This window comes from Chryseobacterium sp. JK1 (genome assembly GCF_050632815.1).
Classification (GTDB): domain Bacteria; phylum Bacteroidota; class Bacteroidia; order Flavobacteriales; family Weeksellaceae; genus Chryseobacterium.
In genome coordinates this window covers 2,562,648-2,580,886 of record NZ_JBODRU010000001.1, presented here as the reverse complement: position 1 = coordinate 2,580,886, position 18,239 = coordinate 2,562,648, and the positions used below count along the sequence as shown (strand labels likewise).

15 protein-coding genes are annotated in these 18,239 nt (G+C 36.6%); 7 read left to right on the top strand and 8 right to left on the bottom strand.

Annotation, left to right across the window (positions count from 1 at the left end; all coding sequences use genetic code 11):
- Positions 1–349 precede the first annotated feature (349 nt).
- From ACQ76T_RS11630 to ACQ76T_RS11610, 5 genes are all read left to right on the top strand, one after another.
- Positions 350–1,843 carry a hypothetical protein gene (locus ACQ76T_RS11630; RefSeq protein WP_431343457.1) on the top strand — a complete coding sequence of 498 codons (1,494 nt, stop codon included), beginning with the start codon at positions 350–352 and terminating at the stop codon, positions 1,841–1,843.
- Positions 1,844–2,164: 321 nt separating this feature from the next.
- Positions 2,165–2,755: a helix-turn-helix domain-containing protein gene (locus ACQ76T_RS11625; protein ID WP_431343456.1), complete on the top strand. Its 591-nt coding sequence runs from the start codon at positions 2,165–2,167 to the stop codon at positions 2,753–2,755.
- A gap of 87 nt (positions 2,756–2,842) precedes the next feature.
- Positions 2,843–4,330 (top strand): serine hydrolase, encoded by a 1,488-nt coding sequence (locus tag ACQ76T_RS11620; protein WP_431343455.1) that lies wholly within the window; start codon positions 2,843–2,845, stop codon positions 4,328–4,330.
- Positions 4,331–4,427: 97 nt separating this feature from the next.
- A complete protein-coding gene (locus ACQ76T_RS11615; RefSeq protein ID WP_431343454.1) occupies positions 4,428–5,006 on the top strand; it encodes a Crp/Fnr family transcriptional regulator in 579 nt (192 codons plus the stop codon).
- A 59-nt stretch (positions 5,007–5,065) separates the two neighbouring features.
- Positions 5,066–5,488 carry a GNAT family N-acetyltransferase gene (locus ACQ76T_RS11610; RefSeq protein ID WP_431343453.1) on the top strand — a complete coding sequence of 141 codons (423 nt, stop codon included), beginning with the start codon at positions 5,066–5,068 and terminating at the stop codon, positions 5,486–5,488.
- Positions 5,489–5,615: 127 nt separating this feature from the next.
- Here ACQ76T_RS11610 and ACQ76T_RS11605 read toward each other — a convergent pair whose 3' ends face one another.
- Complete coding sequence (locus ACQ76T_RS11605) at positions 5,616–6,164, bottom strand: hypothetical protein (RefSeq protein ID WP_431343452.1); 549 nt, start codon at positions 6,162–6,164, stop codon at positions 5,616–5,618.
- A gap of 129 nt (positions 6,165–6,293) precedes the next feature.
- On the opposite strand from ACQ76T_RS11605, the gene ACQ76T_RS11600 reads away from it, so the two are divergent.
- On the top strand, positions 6,294–6,761 hold the full coding sequence (locus tag ACQ76T_RS11600; protein WP_431343451.1) for a hypothetical protein: 468 nt from the start codon (positions 6,294–6,296) through the stop codon (positions 6,759–6,761).
- Between the two features lie 26 nt (positions 6,762–6,787).
- Here ACQ76T_RS11600 and ACQ76T_RS11595 read toward each other — a convergent pair whose 3' ends face one another.
- From ACQ76T_RS11595 to ACQ76T_RS11565, 7 genes are all read right to left on the bottom strand, one after another.
- A complete protein-coding gene (locus tag ACQ76T_RS11595) occupies positions 6,788–8,356 on the bottom strand; it encodes an ABC transporter permease/substrate-binding protein (protein ID WP_431343450.1) in 1,569 nt (522 codons plus the stop codon).
- Positions 8,353–9,273, bottom strand: coding sequence for an ABC transporter ATP-binding protein (locus tag ACQ76T_RS11590; protein WP_431343449.1), 921 nt, complete (start codon positions 9,271–9,273; stop codon positions 8,353–8,355). Before ACQ76T_RS11590 ends, ACQ76T_RS11595 begins: the two co-directional genes overlap by 4 nt.
- Positions 9,274–9,282: 9 nt before the next feature.
- Positions 9,283–10,455: an ergothioneine biosynthesis protein EgtB gene (gene egtB / locus ACQ76T_RS11585; RefSeq protein ID WP_431343448.1), complete on the bottom strand. Its 1,173-nt coding sequence runs from the start codon at positions 10,453–10,455 to the stop codon at positions 9,283–9,285.
- Positions 10,456–10,515: 60 nt separating this feature from the next.
- A complete protein-coding gene (gene egtD, locus ACQ76T_RS11580) occupies positions 10,516–11,499 on the bottom strand; it encodes an L-histidine N(alpha)-methyltransferase (protein ID WP_431343447.1) in 984 nt (327 codons plus the stop codon).
- Between the two features lie 403 nt (positions 11,500–11,902).
- The gene (locus tag ACQ76T_RS11575) at positions 11,903–13,087 is read right to left on the bottom strand and encodes an FAD-dependent oxidoreductase (protein WP_431343446.1); all 1,185 of its coding nucleotides are present in this window, start codon (positions 13,085–13,087) and stop codon (positions 11,903–11,905) included.
- Positions 13,088–13,170: 83 nt separating this feature from the next.
- On the bottom strand, positions 13,171–14,019 hold the full coding sequence (locus tag ACQ76T_RS11570; protein ID WP_431343445.1) for a helix-turn-helix domain-containing protein: 849 nt from the start codon (positions 14,017–14,019) through the stop codon (positions 13,171–13,173).
- Between the two features lie 143 nt (positions 14,020–14,162).
- On the bottom strand, positions 14,163–15,296 hold the full coding sequence (locus tag ACQ76T_RS11565; RefSeq protein ID WP_431343444.1) for a 1-acyl-sn-glycerol-3-phosphate acyltransferase: 1,134 nt from the start codon (positions 15,294–15,296) through the stop codon (positions 14,163–14,165).
- Positions 15,297–15,723: 427 nt separating this feature from the next.
- Between ACQ76T_RS11565 and ACQ76T_RS11560 the strand changes: the two genes are divergently transcribed.
- A complete protein-coding gene (locus ACQ76T_RS11560; protein WP_431343443.1) occupies positions 15,724–18,195 on the top strand; it encodes a TonB-dependent receptor domain-containing protein in 2,472 nt (823 codons plus the stop codon).
- Positions 18,196–18,239 lie beyond the last annotated feature (44 nt).

Genomic DNA, 18,239 nt, shown 5'->3' with positions numbered 1-18,239 from the left:
CGCTTTCTCTTCGATCAACTTTCGTACGGTATCCGTTAAAGATTGATGATGAGATTGCTGACCTCTTTTGTCTGATACAAATTTCATTAATAAAAATAAATCTTCATTAAGGGAAAAAACGGATTTTTTAAAAATAAGGGTATTCTCCTATAAGTGATTTTTATATTGGAAAATGAAGTGTATTTATAATGAATAGTGATCTTAATAGAAGTCTTAAACTACTATTTATATATACTGTGATCATCCATGCTAAGAGTAAACCCTGAATTTCTAAAGATGGGTACATTCCCTCTAATCCGGTAGGAACTTTACCTTGAAATTTGTCTGATAACCTATTTAATAATCAATAATGGAAACAAGTACAAAACCTAAAGTACTCATTCAGCCGGGATATGCAACAGGAGATATGTTTGCAATTGCCGCTGCTTTAGTGGATGATGATAAGCTTCATGTAATCATTACAAAAGGTAATGAGAATTGCAAAGATCCGACAGACAAAGCGGATTCTATTAAAAAGTTTTATGAAGAGTCGGAAATTGCTGACTACAGAATACATGTGGCGGAAGTAAGTAGATTAAGAGGGAATAATCAAGAATTAAAAAAAGCAATTTGTAAGCTTCGAGAACAAAAAGAAATTCCAAAAGAAGAAGTGTCTCTTGGCTATGGGACGGATTATGTTGCTGAAAATTTCACAAAAAAAATGCGGGAGGAGGTAAGAAATGCATGGAAGGTCAATAGTAATAATGAAGAAAATGACGCTATAAAAAAATGGTTGATAGAAAAGGGTATACCTACCCGTGGAAATCGTTTACTGATATTATGGTCACGGTTCAGTGGTAAGAATGGAGATATTCATATAGAGCATGATACCAGCTATTTTGGAACCAGGCAGATTATAGATAGAGCAGTGGATATGTATGATGCTATCATGATCACCGGAGATAAGGGGTATCAGACGGAAAGAAGAGATAAAGGCTGGAGAAAAAAAGACGATTCGACGAAACGAGGTCATCAGTTTGACAAAATTGCTGAGGAGATCAATGCTGAGGTTGGAACTTCCAAAGTTTTTAATATCACCGAATTTTGGAATGATGAAAATTCAAATGAACTGTCCAAATGGAGTGGGAATACCCGGATGGGGCAATTTAAGCTGTATGAGTATTTTGAAACGCATTTTAAAGAGGTAAAACATCTTGGTTTCAGAAGTGGAAACCTCGAAGTAATGGCTATGTTAGGCTATAAAGTCTTATATATGGAAGAATATGGCAGTATAGGTGGTGAAAGAATGGCCAAATGGAACGATAATCGTGATAAAATCCTTGGTGAAAAAGGAATTTCTAAAGAGGCAAGACTGGATATTGGATATCAACGAATCCTATTGAATGTTCTCCCGACAAGAACAGGTAAATATCTTCAGGATAAAAAAGCGGAGATAATAAAAGAAGTTACTGAGAGAATAGAAGGAATGGATGAAAAAGAGAAAAATGAACTAGTTAGAAAAGATAAAATAAAAAATAGAAGAAATAAAATAAGAAAAGAAGAAACAGAAGAAGATACACTAAAAAGAGTAATAAAAGAAGAAATAGATAGAGAAGTATATAAAAGAATAAAAGAAGAAAAAATAGACCGTCCGCATTTTACTCCTGGTAAGAAGGATGGAGCTCTAAAACCTAACGAGATACGTGATGAATACTTAAGAGGATTTGGTTACTCAGACTTGAATAGGATTTTTGATGAATATATACGCCCTAAAGATTGGAAAGAAAATGAATTTACAATAATGAGAGAAAAGAAATATTATTTGGATAAGCGTACTACTGAAGATGCTAGAAGTTTGAATTAGGATGAAAGGGAAAAACGATCTGAGTTAATAGCAACTCAGCCCTCCTGAAAGGTTTAAAACCAAAGTGAACCCGATCAATTAAAACCCGTATTTCTACGGTTTCGTACGTGTTATTTTATTCTCAGTTTTGCACCAAAATAATCAGTATTTAAACTTTATATGACTATACACCGAAATCTGGGACAGTTTTAACCTGTTCCGGATTTTACTTTCATGGATTAAAAACGATTCCTCCCTCTCAGATAAAGAAACATCACTTCTTAAAAAACTGTAAATTAGCTGTCAAAATTAATTGCGAATACATTCCCTTCAATCATTGTTATGTCTAAACTAAAAGCTGTAAGAGAACAGAAAAATCTGACTCAGGAAGAACTTTCAGAAAAATCGAAGATTTCTGTAAGAACGATTCAACGGATTGAAGCGGGTACAGAACCTAAAGGACATAGCTTAAGAGCATTAGCTCACGCCTTGGAGATCGAAGAAAGTCTATTACAAGATCCTGTCGTAATTCCCGAGACAAATGATGACGTAATAGTAAAGACTGCTCCTGAAATAAAGGAAGAACAGTACTTACAGCCAGAGATCAATTATTCTCTGGTTAAAATCATCAATCTTTCTTCATTATTATTTACCCTATTGCCACCATTGAATATTCTCATTCCTCTTATTCTGATGTTTGCCATGAAGCAGAGAAATAGTCTGGTGAAACAAATTATTTCAGTTCAGATGATATGGACAGTGATGGCGCCGATTGTATTCATTTTGGGAATCTTTTTAAAGCTCGGAAGACCGTTTACTTTGATTCTTATGATCGCAATAGTACTCTCTAATATTTTTATTATCCTTCGCAATACTGCTGAGATTGATAGAAATAAGAAATTGTATTTCAAATTGAATTTCAGTATGATATAAAACCTGTCGGTGCTTTGTCGGGTTTTTGTCGGGTTCATTTTTCGTTTCGAAACAGGCGAAAAGATAATCTTTGTCAAAAATTTAATCATGACAAAGACAGCTTCATTGGCACTTCTTTTTTTTACCTTACTTTCTAATTATATTCAGGCTCAATTACCCAAAACAGATTCGCTCTACCGAACCATTATGTCAAAAGACAGTCTGTTTTTTTCAGTCGCCTACAATACCTGCGATATTCCGAAGATGGAAAGTTTTCTAAGTGAAAAATTTGAATTTTATCACGATAAAGGAGGCTTTGCAGAAAAAAATAAATTTATAACCGATTTTAAAAATGGCTTATGCAAATCTCCGGAAACGTATCAGCTAAAGAGAGTCCTTATTGAGAAAAGTACAGAAGTTTATCCCATGTACAAAGAAGGGAAAATATATGCTGCCATTCAGAAAGGAGATCACGAGTTTTATGAAAAAATAGAAAAGCAAGCAGAAAAACTGGTCGGAGAAGCCAAATTTACCCATCTGTGGATATTGGAAAATGGAGAATGGAAACTTAAAAACTCACTGAGCTTTAACCATCACCCAAAGAACACTACAGATAATGAAACCCTGTTTGATAATGATCAGTCAATGGAAAGCTGGCTGAAAGAGAATAATATTCCTACCCTTGGATTAGGCATCATCAATGGAGGAAAACTACAGGAAGTAAAAGTTTTCGGAGATGTTAAAAAAGGAATTTCAGCTCCCCATGATGCTCTTTTTAATGTAGCCTCTCTTACAAAGCCTGTTACTGCAATGGTTGCTCTACGTTTGATCAGCTTAGGAAAATGGAAACTTGATGAGCCTCTTGATTCTTATTGGATAGATCCAGATATCGCCAACGATCCCAAGCATAAAAAATTGACAACCAGAATTATCCTGAGCCACCAGACTGGTTTCCCAAACTGGAGATGGATGAATGCTGACAAAAAACTGAATTTTCAGTTTGATCCCGGTACAAAATATCAATATTCAGGAGAAGGATTTGAATATCTCAGAAAAGCACTTGAAAAGAAATTTGGTAAATCACTGGATCAGCTGGCGAAAGAAATGATATTTCAACCTCTTAAAATGAATGATACCAACTATATTTGGGATCAGAAAACTGATGAATCACGATTTATAACAGGATATAATGAAAAAGGAACGGCTTACCCGATAGAAAAAAATAAAGTAGCCAACGCAGCCGATGATCTGCATACCACCGTAGAAGATTATGGAAATTTTATGACCAGCGTGATGAAAGGGAAAAACCTGAAACCTGAAATATTTCAGGAAATGATAAAAAAGCAGGTGAAAACCAAAGAAAATAAGTATTTCGGACTTGGTTTTGAAATCTATGATCTTGGCAACGGAGAGTATGCCTTGTCTCATGGCGGTGCAGATCAGGGGACAAGATGCATTGCTATAGTATTGCCGGGTTCCGGAAAAGGAATTGTCATTTTCACCAATATTGATGATGGTTATAAAGTGTATGAAAAGCTGGTTGTTCATTATTTGGGCGAGCAGGGAAAGAAAATTGTTAAAATAGAAACCAAATGATTTTATAATGATCACGATCCCGGAAAGATATTTTCTGCAATAATCAATGTGTATCTTTGAATGATTAAAACCTGAATGTATAAATAATTTCTATTGTATGCTTTTAGAAAAATTACTTGAAGAATTTAATGTAGACATCCATACCTTTAGCAGGGAAGAGTCTGATCTGTTTGACCAATATTTTGAACGGATTCTGATGAAAAAAAATACTTTCCTTATTCAGGAGGGAGAAATAGAAAAGTACAGCTATTTTGTTTTTGATGGGCTGTTGCGTTGCTGGATCATTAATCATAAAGGAGATGAGCAGACTTTCTGGTTTTGTAAAAACGGAACATTTTCATTGTCGAATATTTCATTTACATTACAGGAAAAATCAGCCTTTAATGTACAGACTATTGTGGACAGCGTTATTTATCGTATAGACAAAAAGAAAACCGCCGAATTATATTCAGCTATTCCAAGATTAAAAATAATTTTTGATGATTTAACGGCCATTTTATTGAATAAAATTCTGAACAGAAATATCGATCTGATTAAGTATTCTTCCGAACAGTATTACCTCCAAATGATTGCTGAATATGGAACCACATTAAATTATATACCTCTAAAAGATATAGCCTCCTATTTGGGGATCACTCCACAGGCACTGAGCAGAATACGCAAACGTATTTTTTAACCTGGGTTCAGTGTTTCTAGTCAATAAGTTCTCACCTTTGTGCTCCTGAATTTACAATTATGATCAAAGAAATTAAGATATCAGATTACCCGCGTTTGGTGGAGATCTGGGAGAGTGCAGTACGGAATACCCATGATTTTCTTAGAGAGGAAGACTTTGTATATTATAAAAAACAGCTTCCTGTATATTTTCAATATGTAACCCTGGTAGGATTTGAACAGAACAATATTTTAATAGGTTTTGCAGGCGTTGCAGAAGGAAATCTTGAAATGTTGTTTGTTCATAACGATTATCGGGGAACCGGAATTGGAAAGAAGCTGATGGCCTACACAATATCAGATTTACAGGTAAGAAAAGTAGATGTGAACGAACAAAATAGCCAGGCAGTGGATTTTTATAAACACTTGGGCTTTAGTGTATTGTATAGATCCGAACTGGATGGAGAAGGTAAAGAATATCCCGTCCTTCACATGGAACTGTAAAAACTAACCATACAGCTTATTTTAATTTTTTTAAAAATTATAAAATTAGCGGATTAATTTTATGCTTATTATAATTCCTGCTTTCAGAATAAAAGGAAGCAGGAATTATTTTTATGAATAAGAGATTTTATCTTACCTTTTCCAACAGAAAGAGCTTAGCTCCCGAAAATCCTAATTTTGGCATCAGATTACCTTCCAGAATCATCGTTTTATTGTTGACATCAATTACAGAAATGTAGTTGTTGGAATTATATTCTATATAATTTTCCTTTTCTTTGGTGACAGGATTTTTACCAAATTCCAGAGAATATTTTACCCAGTCTTCTTTATCAGAACTGCAGTGTACAGGTTTAAATTTAGACTTTTTGGCTTTGAAAATAATTTGATCAAAACTTCCTTCCATACAATCTGAAGTAAATGAACCATCCGGATTCTGATCTTTTGAGAAATCTTCGAAAGAACCTTTGTAAACGCCAACTACTTTCCACGTCCCATCCAAACGGTCCTCATCAATCTTTCCCTTAGCCTTACTTACGGCCCAGCTGATTCCGTTTACAGTTCCTTTTACAGCTTTATAACTGAGATTTACCGCGCCAGACACTACTTTCGTAGCCGTTCTTACCACACAGGAATTGAGAACAAATGCAGCCGAAGCCAGCAATACTATTTTTTTCATTATGTCAAATTTTGTACGAAGATAATATTTTATCAAAAGACTATCTGTTAATTTTTTTATAGAAAACAGGATAATGATGCTGTGAATCATAATCCTTTTTTAGTAGTTTTGCTTCCTAAACTAATAGCTATGAAGAAAATAATACTGATTATTTTAATGAATCTGTGTCATTTCGCGTTTGGACAGTCATTAAATAATACAATTACCTTCGAAAAGCAATCTGTGGAAGACAGCTTACAAATCGAGAGGATAAACAAGCTTATTCCGTTGTCAAAATTTATGATTGAAGAAGACTGTAATTATATTGGTTTCAGCAGAGATTGGTGTATTAAAAGTTATATAATTGTTTACCTCTATAATAATGAGCCTATTCTGGTCGATCAAAAAGAGTTTAGTACGATAAGAGCTTATTTAACAGATGGTTCGGAAAGTTCGAGTTCGTATGTTACCAAATCAAGAACTTATATAGTAGATTGGAACAATAAAAAATACATTGGGAAGAAAGTAATATTGAATCAGAATGGTACGAAAGCGGAATATCCGTCTGATTTCAATAGATCATTTATAGAATACATCATAAATCGTAATAAAAGATAGGATAAAAATGATATGCTGAATTATCGTCACTTATTTTTATCAAAATAGTTACCGAGATCAGAAATACTTTTGATATGCAGATCGTCAGCCTGTTTTTTGCGCATCATTAAAGCATAAGAATTATTAAAACCTAGAGGCTTCAGCCATCGAATACCGTATTTCTTCTCAAATTCCAGGTTCACATACTGGTAGGTTTTATCAGCACTTTGGCTTACATCTTTGATGATCTGAGCAGTGGGTTTCAACAGTACCAGAAGCCCGGTTCCCGTATATTCAGGATAAAAATCGATGGCGTCATTCATGAGAGCATCAAAACATATTTTCGTTCCTCCCAAACCTGTTTTGGTCTCTACTTTATAGTCGGTATATCCTTCAATTAGCATTCTGTACATTTCTGTGAGAATATATTGTTCCCCAAAGATTTTTGAACCAATCCGGATCTTTTCAGAACCCCCTTTCCTGGGATTTTTATAAAGATTATTTCTGATTAAAAAATCCTTCGCAATTTTTTCCGGGGTTTGATGGAGATAATCGGATCTGTAGTTCAAATCCGTCATAATAGAATCATTGAATTTTCCGGCTAACAGGTCTAAGGTTTTTTCCAATTCAGGAAACTTTTCAAGTGTTTTGCTCTTTATGATAGGAGCCGCAAAATAAGGAGGAAATATGTTTTTGTTGTCTTCCAGTACATAAAGGTCGAAAGCTTTAATCCTTCCGTCTGTAGAATATCCGCTGATCAGGTCCAGTTCTTTTTCATATGCCGCTTTGTACATGATTGCATCGCTTACCACCAATGGGTTCACATTGATTCCGTACACGTTCCTCAAACCGATGTCACCGTCCTGCCTTCCCATAAATTCAGGAGTAAAGCCTGCTTTAATAGTACGGTGCGAAATAAGGGTCGTTATGTAAAAGCCTCCCACTATAATAAGAAGGATGGGCAATACATACTTCAGCTTCTGAAACAGCCGATATTCTGATTTCTGTATAAGAGCAATGATCTGATCCAGCAAAATAGCAAGCAATGCTGCCGGAATAGCACCTGCCAGAATCATATTGGTATTGTTGAGAGAGATCCCGCCAAAGATAAACTCTCCCAAACCTCCTGCAGCCACAAAAGACGCTAAAGTAGCTACTCCAACATTAATCACTGCCGCAGTTCTGATTCCAGCAATAATTACAGGCATTGCCAAAGGAAGTTTTACTTTGAAAAGAAGTTGGTTTCTATTCATTCCCATTGCTTTAGCCGCTTCAATTACTACCGGATCTACTCCTGTAATTCCCGTATACGTATTTCTTATAATGGGTAAAAGAGCGTAGATCAGTAAAGCTGCAATGGCAGGTTGAGGGCCAATTCCAAAGGCAGGAATCATGAATCCCAATAAAGCAATGCTGGGTATAGTCTGCAAAATTCCGGCAATTCCCAATACGGGCCCTGAAAAATTTCTTTTTCTCGAAATTATGATACCTAAAGGTACCCCTACAATAATCGCCAGAAACAGAGAAAAAAGCGTCAACCCAAGATGCTGAATGATCTGGGTGAGAAGCTTGTCATGCTGTTCTAGAATAAACTGCCAAAGATTCTGCTGCGTCATACCACCTGTAATTTTCTATAATGATTAAAAGCTTTTACAATATTTTCATAAGCATCAGCATTATGATGATCTGTACTCAGTTTCTGTAAAATACTCCAGATACTTGTCTTGTTTATATATTCTAAGCCAACCGATAAGTCTTCAGAAGCAAGAAAGGGAAGTATATCTCCGAAAGTGGCTACTTTATATTCCAGTAACAGTCTGCTTTCAGCAAAAAAGTCGCGAACAAAATTGTTTTTAGGATGATAAAGCATTTCTTTGGGTGTTCCGGTCTGTATAATCTGTCCCTGATCCATCAGACAAATCCTGTGTCCCAATTCAAATGCTTCCTGTACATCATGGGTAACGAGTAGTATTGTTTTATTTTTAAGTTCTTCAAGAGATTTAAATTCAGAATGGATATCCGCCTTGGTAATATTATCCAGAGCTCCAAAAGGTTCGTCCATCAGTAAAACAGGGGTGTCAGCAATCAAAGCTCTGGCAATACCGACCCTTTGCTGTTGGCCACCACTTAATTCACTGGGAAATTGGGTGAGAATTTCTTCGGAAAGATGAAGTTTCTCTAAAAGTTCATAGGTTCTTCTTTGGGTTTCTTTTTTGTCCCATTTCAACAGTTCAGGAACTACAGCAATATTCTGCCGGATTGTATAATGAGGAAACAAACCTGAATGCTGCATCACAAAACCGATTCCCATCCGCAGTTCTTCCGGTTTCTGTTCACGAATGTTTTTACCGTTGATGAGAATATTTCCAGAATCCGCTTCTATCAGACGGTTGATCATTTTGAGAGTCGTTGTTTTACCACAGCCGCTGGTTCCCAAAAGCACAAAGATTTCCTGATCATTTGCCTGAAAAGAAATATGATCTACTGCAATTTTTCCGTTAAAATGTTTTGAAACTGATTCAACTGTAATCATGGGCAAAAATTATCTGGCAAGACGGATTCCTGTAAACTGCCATTTTAAATTGGTTTGAAAGAAGTTTCGGTATGTATTCCTGCTGTGTCCCTTTGGGGTGGCTTCAGAGGCTCCCCGTAAAACCATTTGATTGACCATGAATTTACCATTGTATTCACCCACCGCACCCGCTTCTTTCTTGAAATGAGGGTAGGGTAGATAGGCCGAATTGGTCCATTCCCAGCGGCTTCCCCAATCGAAATGATGAGAGGCAACTTCCCATTCTGCTTCAGTGGGAAGACGCATTTGTTTCCATGATGCAAAAGCAGATGCTTCATAAAAACTGATATGACAAACAGGAGATTGAAGGTCTATTTCCTGTAATCCGTTGAGAGTGTAATACTGCCAACTGTCATCAATATAATGCCAGTATAAAGGAGATTTTACATGATTTTGTTTCACCCAGTCCCATCCTTCAGCATGCCAGTGCCGGAAATCGGAATAACCACCAGCTTCCATGAATTCTAAATACTCACCATTTGTCACCAGCTGACTGGCAATTTCAAAATGATCCAGAAATACTTTATGTCTGCCCAATTCATTATCAAAACAAAAACCTTCTCCTTTAAAACCAATTTCATAGACTCCTTCGGAAAAGCTGAGCATCTGCGCGTCTCCAGAGATCATTGGAATATTATTTTGTTCCTTTGTATAAGGTGGAAAGAGCGGATTGTGCCCTAAAATATATTTAATATCAGTAAGTAATAATTCCTGATGCTGCTGTTCATGATTAAGACCTAATTCGAGGAGTGGTTCAATACTTTCTTTCATGAATTCGCTTTGGAGAAAAATTTTCATCTGCTCATCCACATATTTTCGATACTGATAGACTTCTGAAACAGAAGGGCGGCTTAGGTTGCCACGGTCCGTTCGTATTACCCTTGTTCCAATGGTTTCATAATAACTGTTGAAAACAAAATTGTACTGAGGATCGAAAACCTGATATCCGGGGAAATTCGGAAGAAGAATAAAGGTCTCAAAAAACCATGTAGTATGCCCCAGATGCCATTTGGGAGGGCTTACATCAACAATGGGCTGTACCACATAATCTTCGATTTCCAATGGGGCGCAGATTTTTTCAGAATGCCCGCGGATCTCCATATATTTTTTTGTTATATCTTTTATTGTGATCTCTGGTGTCATGTCTTTTAGTTTTTAAGGGTTATTTTTAAGAGAAAGAATCATGATTTTGATGAACCCGTTTTATTGTACCTGCCAAATAGCATCTACAAACCATTTTTTGGAATCCTTGATTTCTCCGGTTGTTATAAATCCTGATTTTTCTCCCAATTCTTTTATCTGTTCAGGAGAGAATTTCTGTGAAATTTCCATATCAATAAGCTCATGCTCTTCAAATGCAATATGATTATTACCAATTGTTACCTGTTGGTCAGAAAGACTCACCAAAAAACTTCTACAGGCCCCGCTTATCGGATCATAGGTCTGATAATGCTGAAACTGATCGATATCGAAATTGGCACCCAATTCATTATTGATGCGTGTCAGTAAATTGAGGTTAAAGGAAGCTGTAATTCCCTGCGGATCATTATAAGCATTGAGAATAACGTGAGGATTCTTTTTAAGGTCAAAACCTACCAGTACACAATCTTTGGAAGAAAGATTCTGGTTCAGGTGAATACAGAAGTTTTCAGCTTCATCAGGAGTCATGTTTCCTATATTACTTCCTAAAAACAAAACCACTTTTCTGCGGTTAGACAATGATGCAGCCTTCTGAAGCATTTCAAAATAATCACCTTCCAGACAAGTAATTTTCAAATCAGGAAGCTGATTACTCAATTTATCATTGAGTATGGAAAGGATGTTTCCGGAAATATCAATAGGCATATATGTAAAATCGCTTCCTTTATTGATCAGATGTTCTAGCAGATAGGTAGATTTCATGGCGTCTCCGGCTCCTAATTCAATCAGATCAAAAGGTTCGTTTTGGGGAATGAGTAACTCAACAAGTTCCTCTGTCTTATTTTTAAAGATATCCAGTTCACAACGGGTAAGATAATATTCGGGCATGGCCATGATTTTTTGAAAAAGATGGTCTCCGATTTTATCATAAAAGTATTTTGAAGATAGCTTTTTAGGAGTATTTTGCAGTCCATTCAGAATATCCAGACGGAAATGATCAGCAGAATCTTTTTCGGTTGTAGAATATGGATCTAACTGTAAGTTCATAGGTTGTATTTTGTGTGATTTTTAGATTGCTGCAATTATCTTGCCTTTTACAAGTGTGAATTGTATTGCCTTTTATCTATTTAAATATAAACAATTTAGTTTTAATGAGTTAATTTTCAAAGTGTTTTTACAAAATGTGGTATTTTTTCATTTAAAAAAAGAAAGGATTTTTTCAGTTAAAATGAAATAAACGATTCATAAAGTCAATCAGCCGCCAGTGCATATTGTTTTAGTTATTCACTGGTGGCTGAAAGCAGGTTAAATAGGGAAATATAGTTTTCTTTTAAAAATATATTCAGAACAGAACAGTGTAAAAAATACCGAACTCAATATATTATCAGTATTTTATAAAGTTATAAGTAATGATTTACTGACTGTTGTTATTGAATAACTGATGTTATGATTATTTCTTTTCGTAGGTCCCATGCAGGATTTCACCGCCCTGCAATGAAATTTCTATGGCTCTGTTGCTGTAAAACCTCATTTTGGATTCATAATCACTAACAGCCACTGAAATGTCATTGTTGCTAAGAATATTGGCTGTTAAAAGAGCAGCGTCTATAAATGCGGTGTTGGCTCCTACACCTCCTGCCGGGCTCATGGTGTGAACCGCATCTCCTAATGCCGTAATATTTCCCGATTTCCAGGGTTCTTTTGGCAAAGATGAACGGATCGGAGTAATGGATAATGATTTCCGGTCTGCATATTCAAAAAGGGCGGTAAGCTGAGGATGCCATCCCTTGGTTAATTGAGTGATGAGGTGAGCAATATCTTCTCCTGAATGAGTATAAAAATCAGCAGGCAGCAAATCAAATGCTTTAGGATTTCCAATAAAAGCCCAATAGAAATAGTTGGAAATCGGACTCAATAGATCCCAGGAACTGTCTTTTTTTGAAAAGTCAAAGACCATTGCATCGGTAATAAGCGAAAACTGGTTTCCTACAATAACGGAAGTTCCTTTTTGAAGTTGAGAAGAAACAGCTTTTTGAGCTTCAGGAGAATAAAAAGTTCTTCCATAGATGGTAATATTGCCGGTATTTACTTTTTGATCTTTACAATGTTGCGCTCCAATTTTAGAATGTACACCATCTGCCGCAATGACAAGATCGGCGGTGTAAGTTGTTTCATCTGTAAAATGTAATTCTATTTCATTATTTTCAAGTTCCTTCCAGCTTGCCAGTTCCTTCCCGAAACTGATTTGTTTCTGCAATCCCTGCAGTAAAATTTCCCGTAATGTTAATCGGTTGGGTTTCAGATCCGGGATTTCTTTTATGCCGTCACTCCAGGATTCTACCAATTCATTTTTGGAAGATTCAAGAGTCGTGGTTACGACGTTCATTCCAGGATAGCTCGCTGCGCAGGTTTCCATAAAAAGATTATATAAATGAGAAGGGAGGCATTCTTGAAGAGCATTTCTACCCGGTTCGTTCACCCTGATTCTGTATCCTTGTGTTCGGGTATTGAGGGCAGGATCTTTTTCAAAAATTGTACAGTCTATTCCGTTCTTTTTTAAACCTTGTGCCAGACATAGACCGCCTAGTCCGGCTCCGATAATGGCAATGCGTTTTTGGGTATGTTTTTGTGTCATAATACTGGATCATCAATCTCTGATTTGTTATGATGATTGATGAGACAAAATTATGATGGGAAAATGGGAACTCCGATGGGTATTTAATGGTGATGATGGGACAAATCTTGGTTTTCTTTTCGAAACTGCAGAGCGGTTTTGCCTGTTCCTTTTTTAAAGAATCGTGAAAAATAGATGGGATCATCATATCCCAGTTCAAAAGCAATTTGTTTCACATCCATGGTGGTATAGAAGAGCATTCTGCGGGCTTCCCATAAGATTTTCTGCTGGATCCAAAAACTGGCAGGGGAGCCTGTAACGTCCTTCACGGCTTCATTCAGGTAGAGTGGTGTAAGGGTAAGGAGCTCCGCATACTGTTGTACCTGTTTGGTATTTTTATAATGCGTTGCGATAAGTTTTTTGAATTGCCTTGTAATAGAATATTTATGACTGCTATACTGAAACTGTGATACAGGAACTTCTGAAATTTTTAAAACAATGATTCCCATAGCAGCTTCTATCAATGGAAGTATGACAGAAGGAGTGTTGAGCAACTTGTCTTTTTCCATTTTTTCGAACAGAAGAGGAAAGTCAAAAACCACATCATTTTTATCAATGGATACGGACTGACGAAGCCACTGGTGCATATCCAATATTTCCTGGTGGGATTCGGAAACCGCTCCAGCTTCCACAAACAGGAACCAGCCCTCATTATCCTGCTGGTGAATATACTGATGAATCTGTCCCGGGCCCACAAAGCAGAGGGAAGGACCTTTTAACTGAATGGTTTTGAAATCTACCTCAAGAGTAAAATCACCTTTTCTCTGGATTATCAGCATATAGTGATCATCCCGGTGAATTTCTGCCTGCTTTTCATGAAGCACAGATAGCGGCATTAGCCTTACAGCAGAATTCTCCAGCTGGTTGTGGTGAGAAGGGATCTTTTTTTTCATCTCAGCGAATCTTATATGGACTTCGCGAAGATACCTTTTCTTTAAGAAATGATCTCAATTTTTACAAATAGGAGACCGTTTATTCAGAATTATTTTACCCCTATGCTCATGCATTCATCGGATAAAATCAATGGATAGAATGATTATTTCTCTTCCTGTTTTATTTTATTAATGAGAGGGTTGGCATACATGGTAAGGAAATATTCCTTAGATACAGCATCTTCAGAAGAAATACGCATTTCCAGCCTTCGGATAAACAATTGTTTTTCCTGCTCCGTATATTCTGAAGCATATTTATCAGTATTGTAAAGCAGATCGTAAGCTATAAATTTAGTGGGCCAAAGCTTATAATTGCTGATGATAGATGTATCAATGATCTGAGCAATAGCCTGCAGCTGTTTATTTTTATTTTCGATGTGCATAGCAATATCATCCAGTTCTGTATCAATAACATGCCCGGCATGAAGGTGGATACGTTTCTTCTGTCCTAATATGCCGCTGAGCATTGTTGTAAAGTCTTCATTTTTTCCTTTAATATACTCTTCCTCCCGATGCTTAGCCAGAAGCTGTGGCATCTTTAAGGAATCTGTAGGATCATACTCGTAAGAAATGGATATTGGAACAATTTTCAGTGATTTAAAATAATCGATCAGCGACTGATCTCCTGCAGCCATGGCCAGCATTTTCAAAACTCCCTGCTGAGTAGCATCGTTACCATCTTTAGCACGGCCTTCACGTTGGGCAATCCATACAGACTGTTTTTGTTCTAATAGCAGGTCCTTAATATATTCAGACATGGTTTGAGAACTTTTCAGCTGATCACGAAGAGAGAGTCCTCTCTGAACCAGAAAGTTGCGGTTGAGCTTAGCCAGTACATTCAGGAATTTTCTCTTCACAAGGTTGTCTCCAATGGCTGAAGCAGTCATGATATGCCCGCTTTCCAGCAAAACGAGGTTAAGCAATGAGGTGTCCAGCACAATATCTCTGTGATTCGAAATATAAAGGTAGGGTGTATTCTTATCAAGCCTGTCGAAACCAGAAGTCGTTAACCCTTCAGAACTTTTGGCAAGAATCTGACGAACAGTATGAGCTACAAAATGATGCTGAAAATCACTGATGGAATGAATTTCTTTAAACTGATGCAACCAAACCTGCTCTTCCGTATCCGGAAAAGTAAAGTTCATCAATGCTTTCATCATAGGATCCCGTGCTACACTTCCCAGCCTTTCATTGACTTCATGATCATCAAAAAACCGGATTTCATCAAACTTCGACATGCGATTATTTAAAAAATTAAAACTTTTTGCAAAAGAACGAAAATTTATCTGGGGATGGGGTATAATGGATGTTAAAGTATTATGAATGGCGTAGAAGTTAGGGAAATCATCTGATGAAAAGGGTAGACTCCACTATTTATTCGACTATATTTTAACCACAAAAGTCACAAAAGTTTTTATTTAAAACACTTTAGTTCACTTAAGCTAGTTTAAAATGATGCTGTATCAAAGTACACGTAAGAAGAAAATCAAAGATTTTCAAAAACTTCAGTGTACTTATTGTGCGCAAAGCTTGTCCCTTATTATTACTTAATTGTTTAACTCTTTTGTGCCTTTTGTGGTTATTAAAAAATCTGTTTCAGTAGAAAATTCAGAATTTCTTCTAAATTGATTCTCACTTTTGCTTCATATTAATTCTAATATCACAGTGAAACAAGTAACAATTTTAGCAGCCATGCTGTTTTCGATAGGTTGGGTTAATGCCCAGCAAGGAGCTGGTCAAGGGAAAATAAGCGGAAGAATTGTAGATTCCAATACGGGAAAATCAATAGATCATGCCAGTATCGGACTCTTAAATCAGGACAATAAAGAAGTCAACGGAACGACTTCTAATGAAAAAGGGGAGTTTTCCATAGATCATATTGCATCCGGAACTTATAAAGTGGCGGTTTTTTATGCAGGATATAAAAATAAAACAACCTCAGATATTCAGCTGGATGACAAGAATATAACAGTTGCTCTTGGTGATATCAGATTAACAAATGGAGAAACGGCAATAGAAGGAGTAACGATCGTTGGTAAAAAAGCGGTGATTGAAAATAAGGTTGATAAAATTGTTTTTAATGCTGCTAATGATGTGACTTCTCAAAATGGAGCAGCGATTGATGTGCTGAGAAAAGTCCCTCAGGTAACAGTGGATGCTGATGGAAATGTTGAGCTTCAGGGAAACTCCAACATCAGATTTTTGATTAACGGAAAGCCATCCAGCATATTTGGAAACAGTCTGGCAGATGCACTGGCTTCCATTCCGGCGAGTCAGATTAAAAGTATTGAAGTGGTTTCCAGCCCGGGAGCAAAATATGATGCTCAGGGGACGGGAGGGATCATTAATATTGTTCTGAAAGATAACAAAGTAAGAGGAATCAATGGAAGTGTGAATGCTACGGGTGGAACTTTATTTGAAACCGGATCTCTGAACCTGAATTATAAGAATAATAATTTCAGCATGAATGCTTTTTTTAGCGGAAATGCTCAGCTAAAGGCCAAAACTCCTTTCTCTCAGGACAGAACGTCAAGAGATGCAGCTTCCAATACCAACACCCATTTATTACAGGACGGGTATACAGATTTTGAAAGACATGGTTACCGTACAGGCTTAGGTTTCGACTGGAATCTTACGAAAACCAGTTCATTAAGCGGTTCACTTTCTTTCAATAGCTTTTCGAATAAAAGTACGGGATTAATCAATCAACAGCAATATATTACGGATCATACTACTTCCGATGTAACCTCTATTATCGGATCCAGAACTTCAGACAATCAATCTTCTGTTCGTTCTATAGATGGAAGTCTGAGTTTTAGAAAAACCTTTGCCAAAGAAGGGCAGGAGCTTACGGCAGATTACGTATTCAGTTATGGTTCTCCAAAGACCAGTTATTTACAGACTCAAAGTTTATTGGGAGCAGCAGGACCTTACAATGGTATTTCAGGAAGTAATCCCGGAACGGATAACAGCCACAATATTTCAGTAGATTATGTTCATCCTTTGAATGATAATGTTACTTTTGAAATGGGGCTTAAAACAGTACAACAGCATATTACCAATGCTACCGATGTTCATGTTTTGAATACTTCATCAGGGCAGTATGAAACCGATCCTTTGCAATCCTATCATTTAAATTACGATATGGGATTCTATGCTGCCTATTTTTCTTCCAAATTAAAACTATTGAACTGGCTGGATGTAAGAGCAGGTCTACGATATGAATATACTACTCTGAAAATTGATTTCCCAAATACGAATATTCCATCGTATGGCTTACTGGTTCCTTCCTTCATCTTATCTCATAAATTTGATAGTGGTGAAACAGTGAAACTCTCCTATACAAGAAGGCTGGAGCGTCCGGAATATACAGAACTTAATCCTTTCCTTAATTTCAGTGATCCGCACAATATTACGACAGGAAATCCGGCTTTGAAGCCTGAAATTGGAGATAATATGGAATTAGGCTACACAAAAAACCTGGCCAATGGAGGGAATATCTCATTGTCACTTGTGGAGCGCATCAACAGTCAGGATTTAAAACAGATTACTACCTTTTATCCAACATTTATTGCTAACGGAACAGAGTACACCAATGTATCGGTTACGGCAAGAGATAATATTGGGAAAGAATACAACTCCGGCGGAATTGTCTCCCTATCACTTCCTTTTTTCCAGAACAAACTGAATTTGAGAAGTAATATTATGGTGTTTCACCGCTATATTGTAAGCCATATTTATGTAGGAAACTTAGATATGGGAATGCGTTACCGTGCGAATTTGAATCTTAATTATCAGTTTCCAAAGAACTTTGTGTTGGAAGTATTCGGAAATTACAACTCAGCTGCCAAAAATATCCAGGGGAAAAATCCACAATCCATCACCTATACCTTTGCCGGAAGAAAAGAATTCTGGAACAAAAAGGCAAGCTTAGGATTTACCATCACCAATCCGTTTAATAAGTATATCAAACAGGTAACCACCGTAAGCACTGGAGATTATGATTCCTATTCTGTAAGAGAATTACCGTACCGTTCTTTCGGAATCAGCTTCAGCTATAAGTTTGGGAAAATGGATTTTAAAAAGGAGAAGGATATTAGTAATGAGTATTTGAATGGGCCGGGATCGGGGGGATAGAATTAAGTAATAGAATGGAAATAGTTTCTAAATATTTTTTTATA

What these genes read in the sequence shown, in the direction of transcription:
- ACQ76T_RS11630 (WP_431343457.1), top strand. Translation starts at nt 350, where the DNA reads ATGGAAACAAGTACAAAACCTAAAGTACTCATTCAGCCGGGATATGCA.
- ACQ76T_RS11625 (WP_431343456.1), top strand. Translation starts at nt 2,165, where the DNA reads ATGTCTAAACTAAAAGCTGTAAGAGAACAGAAAAATCTGACTCAGGAA.
- ACQ76T_RS11620 (WP_431343455.1), top strand. Translation starts at nt 2,843, where the DNA reads ATGACAAAGACAGCTTCATTGGCACTTCTTTTTTTTACCTTACTTTCT.
- ACQ76T_RS11615 (WP_431343454.1), top strand. Translation starts at nt 4,428, where the DNA reads ATGCTTTTAGAAAAATTACTTGAAGAATTTAATGTAGACATCCATACC.
- ACQ76T_RS11610 (WP_431343453.1), top strand. Translation starts at nt 5,066, where the DNA reads ATGATCAAAGAAATTAAGATATCAGATTACCCGCGTTTGGTGGAGATC.
- ACQ76T_RS11605 (WP_431343452.1), bottom strand. Translation starts at nt 6,164, where the DNA reads ATGAAAAAAATAGTATTGCTGGCTTCGGCTGCATTTGTTCTCAATTCC.
- ACQ76T_RS11600 (WP_431343451.1), top strand. Translation starts at nt 6,294, where the DNA reads ATGAAGAAAATAATACTGATTATTTTAATGAATCTGTGTCATTTCGCG.
- ACQ76T_RS11595 (WP_431343450.1), bottom strand. Translation starts at nt 8,356, where the DNA reads ATGACGCAGCAGAATCTTTGGCAGTTTATTCTAGAACAGCATGACAAG.
- ACQ76T_RS11590 (WP_431343449.1), bottom strand. Translation starts at nt 9,273, where the DNA reads ATGATTACAGTTGAATCAGTTTCAAAACATTTTAACGGAAAAATTGCA.
- egtB (WP_431343448.1), bottom strand. Translation starts at nt 10,455, where the DNA reads ATGACACCAGAGATCACAATAAAAGATATAACAAAAAAATATATGGAG.
- egtD (WP_431343447.1), bottom strand. Translation starts at nt 11,499, where the DNA reads ATGAACTTACAGTTAGATCCATATTCTACAACCGAAAAAGATTCTGCT.
- ACQ76T_RS11575 (WP_431343446.1), bottom strand. Translation starts at nt 13,087, where the DNA reads ATGACACAAAAACATACCCAAAAACGCATTGCCATTATCGGAGCCGGA.
- ACQ76T_RS11570 (WP_431343445.1), bottom strand. Translation starts at nt 14,019, where the DNA reads ATGAAAAAAAAGATCCCTTCTCACCACAACCAGCTGGAGAATTCTGCT.
- ACQ76T_RS11565 (WP_431343444.1), bottom strand. Translation starts at nt 15,296, where the DNA reads ATGTCGAAGTTTGATGAAATCCGGTTTTTTGATGATCATGAAGTCAAT.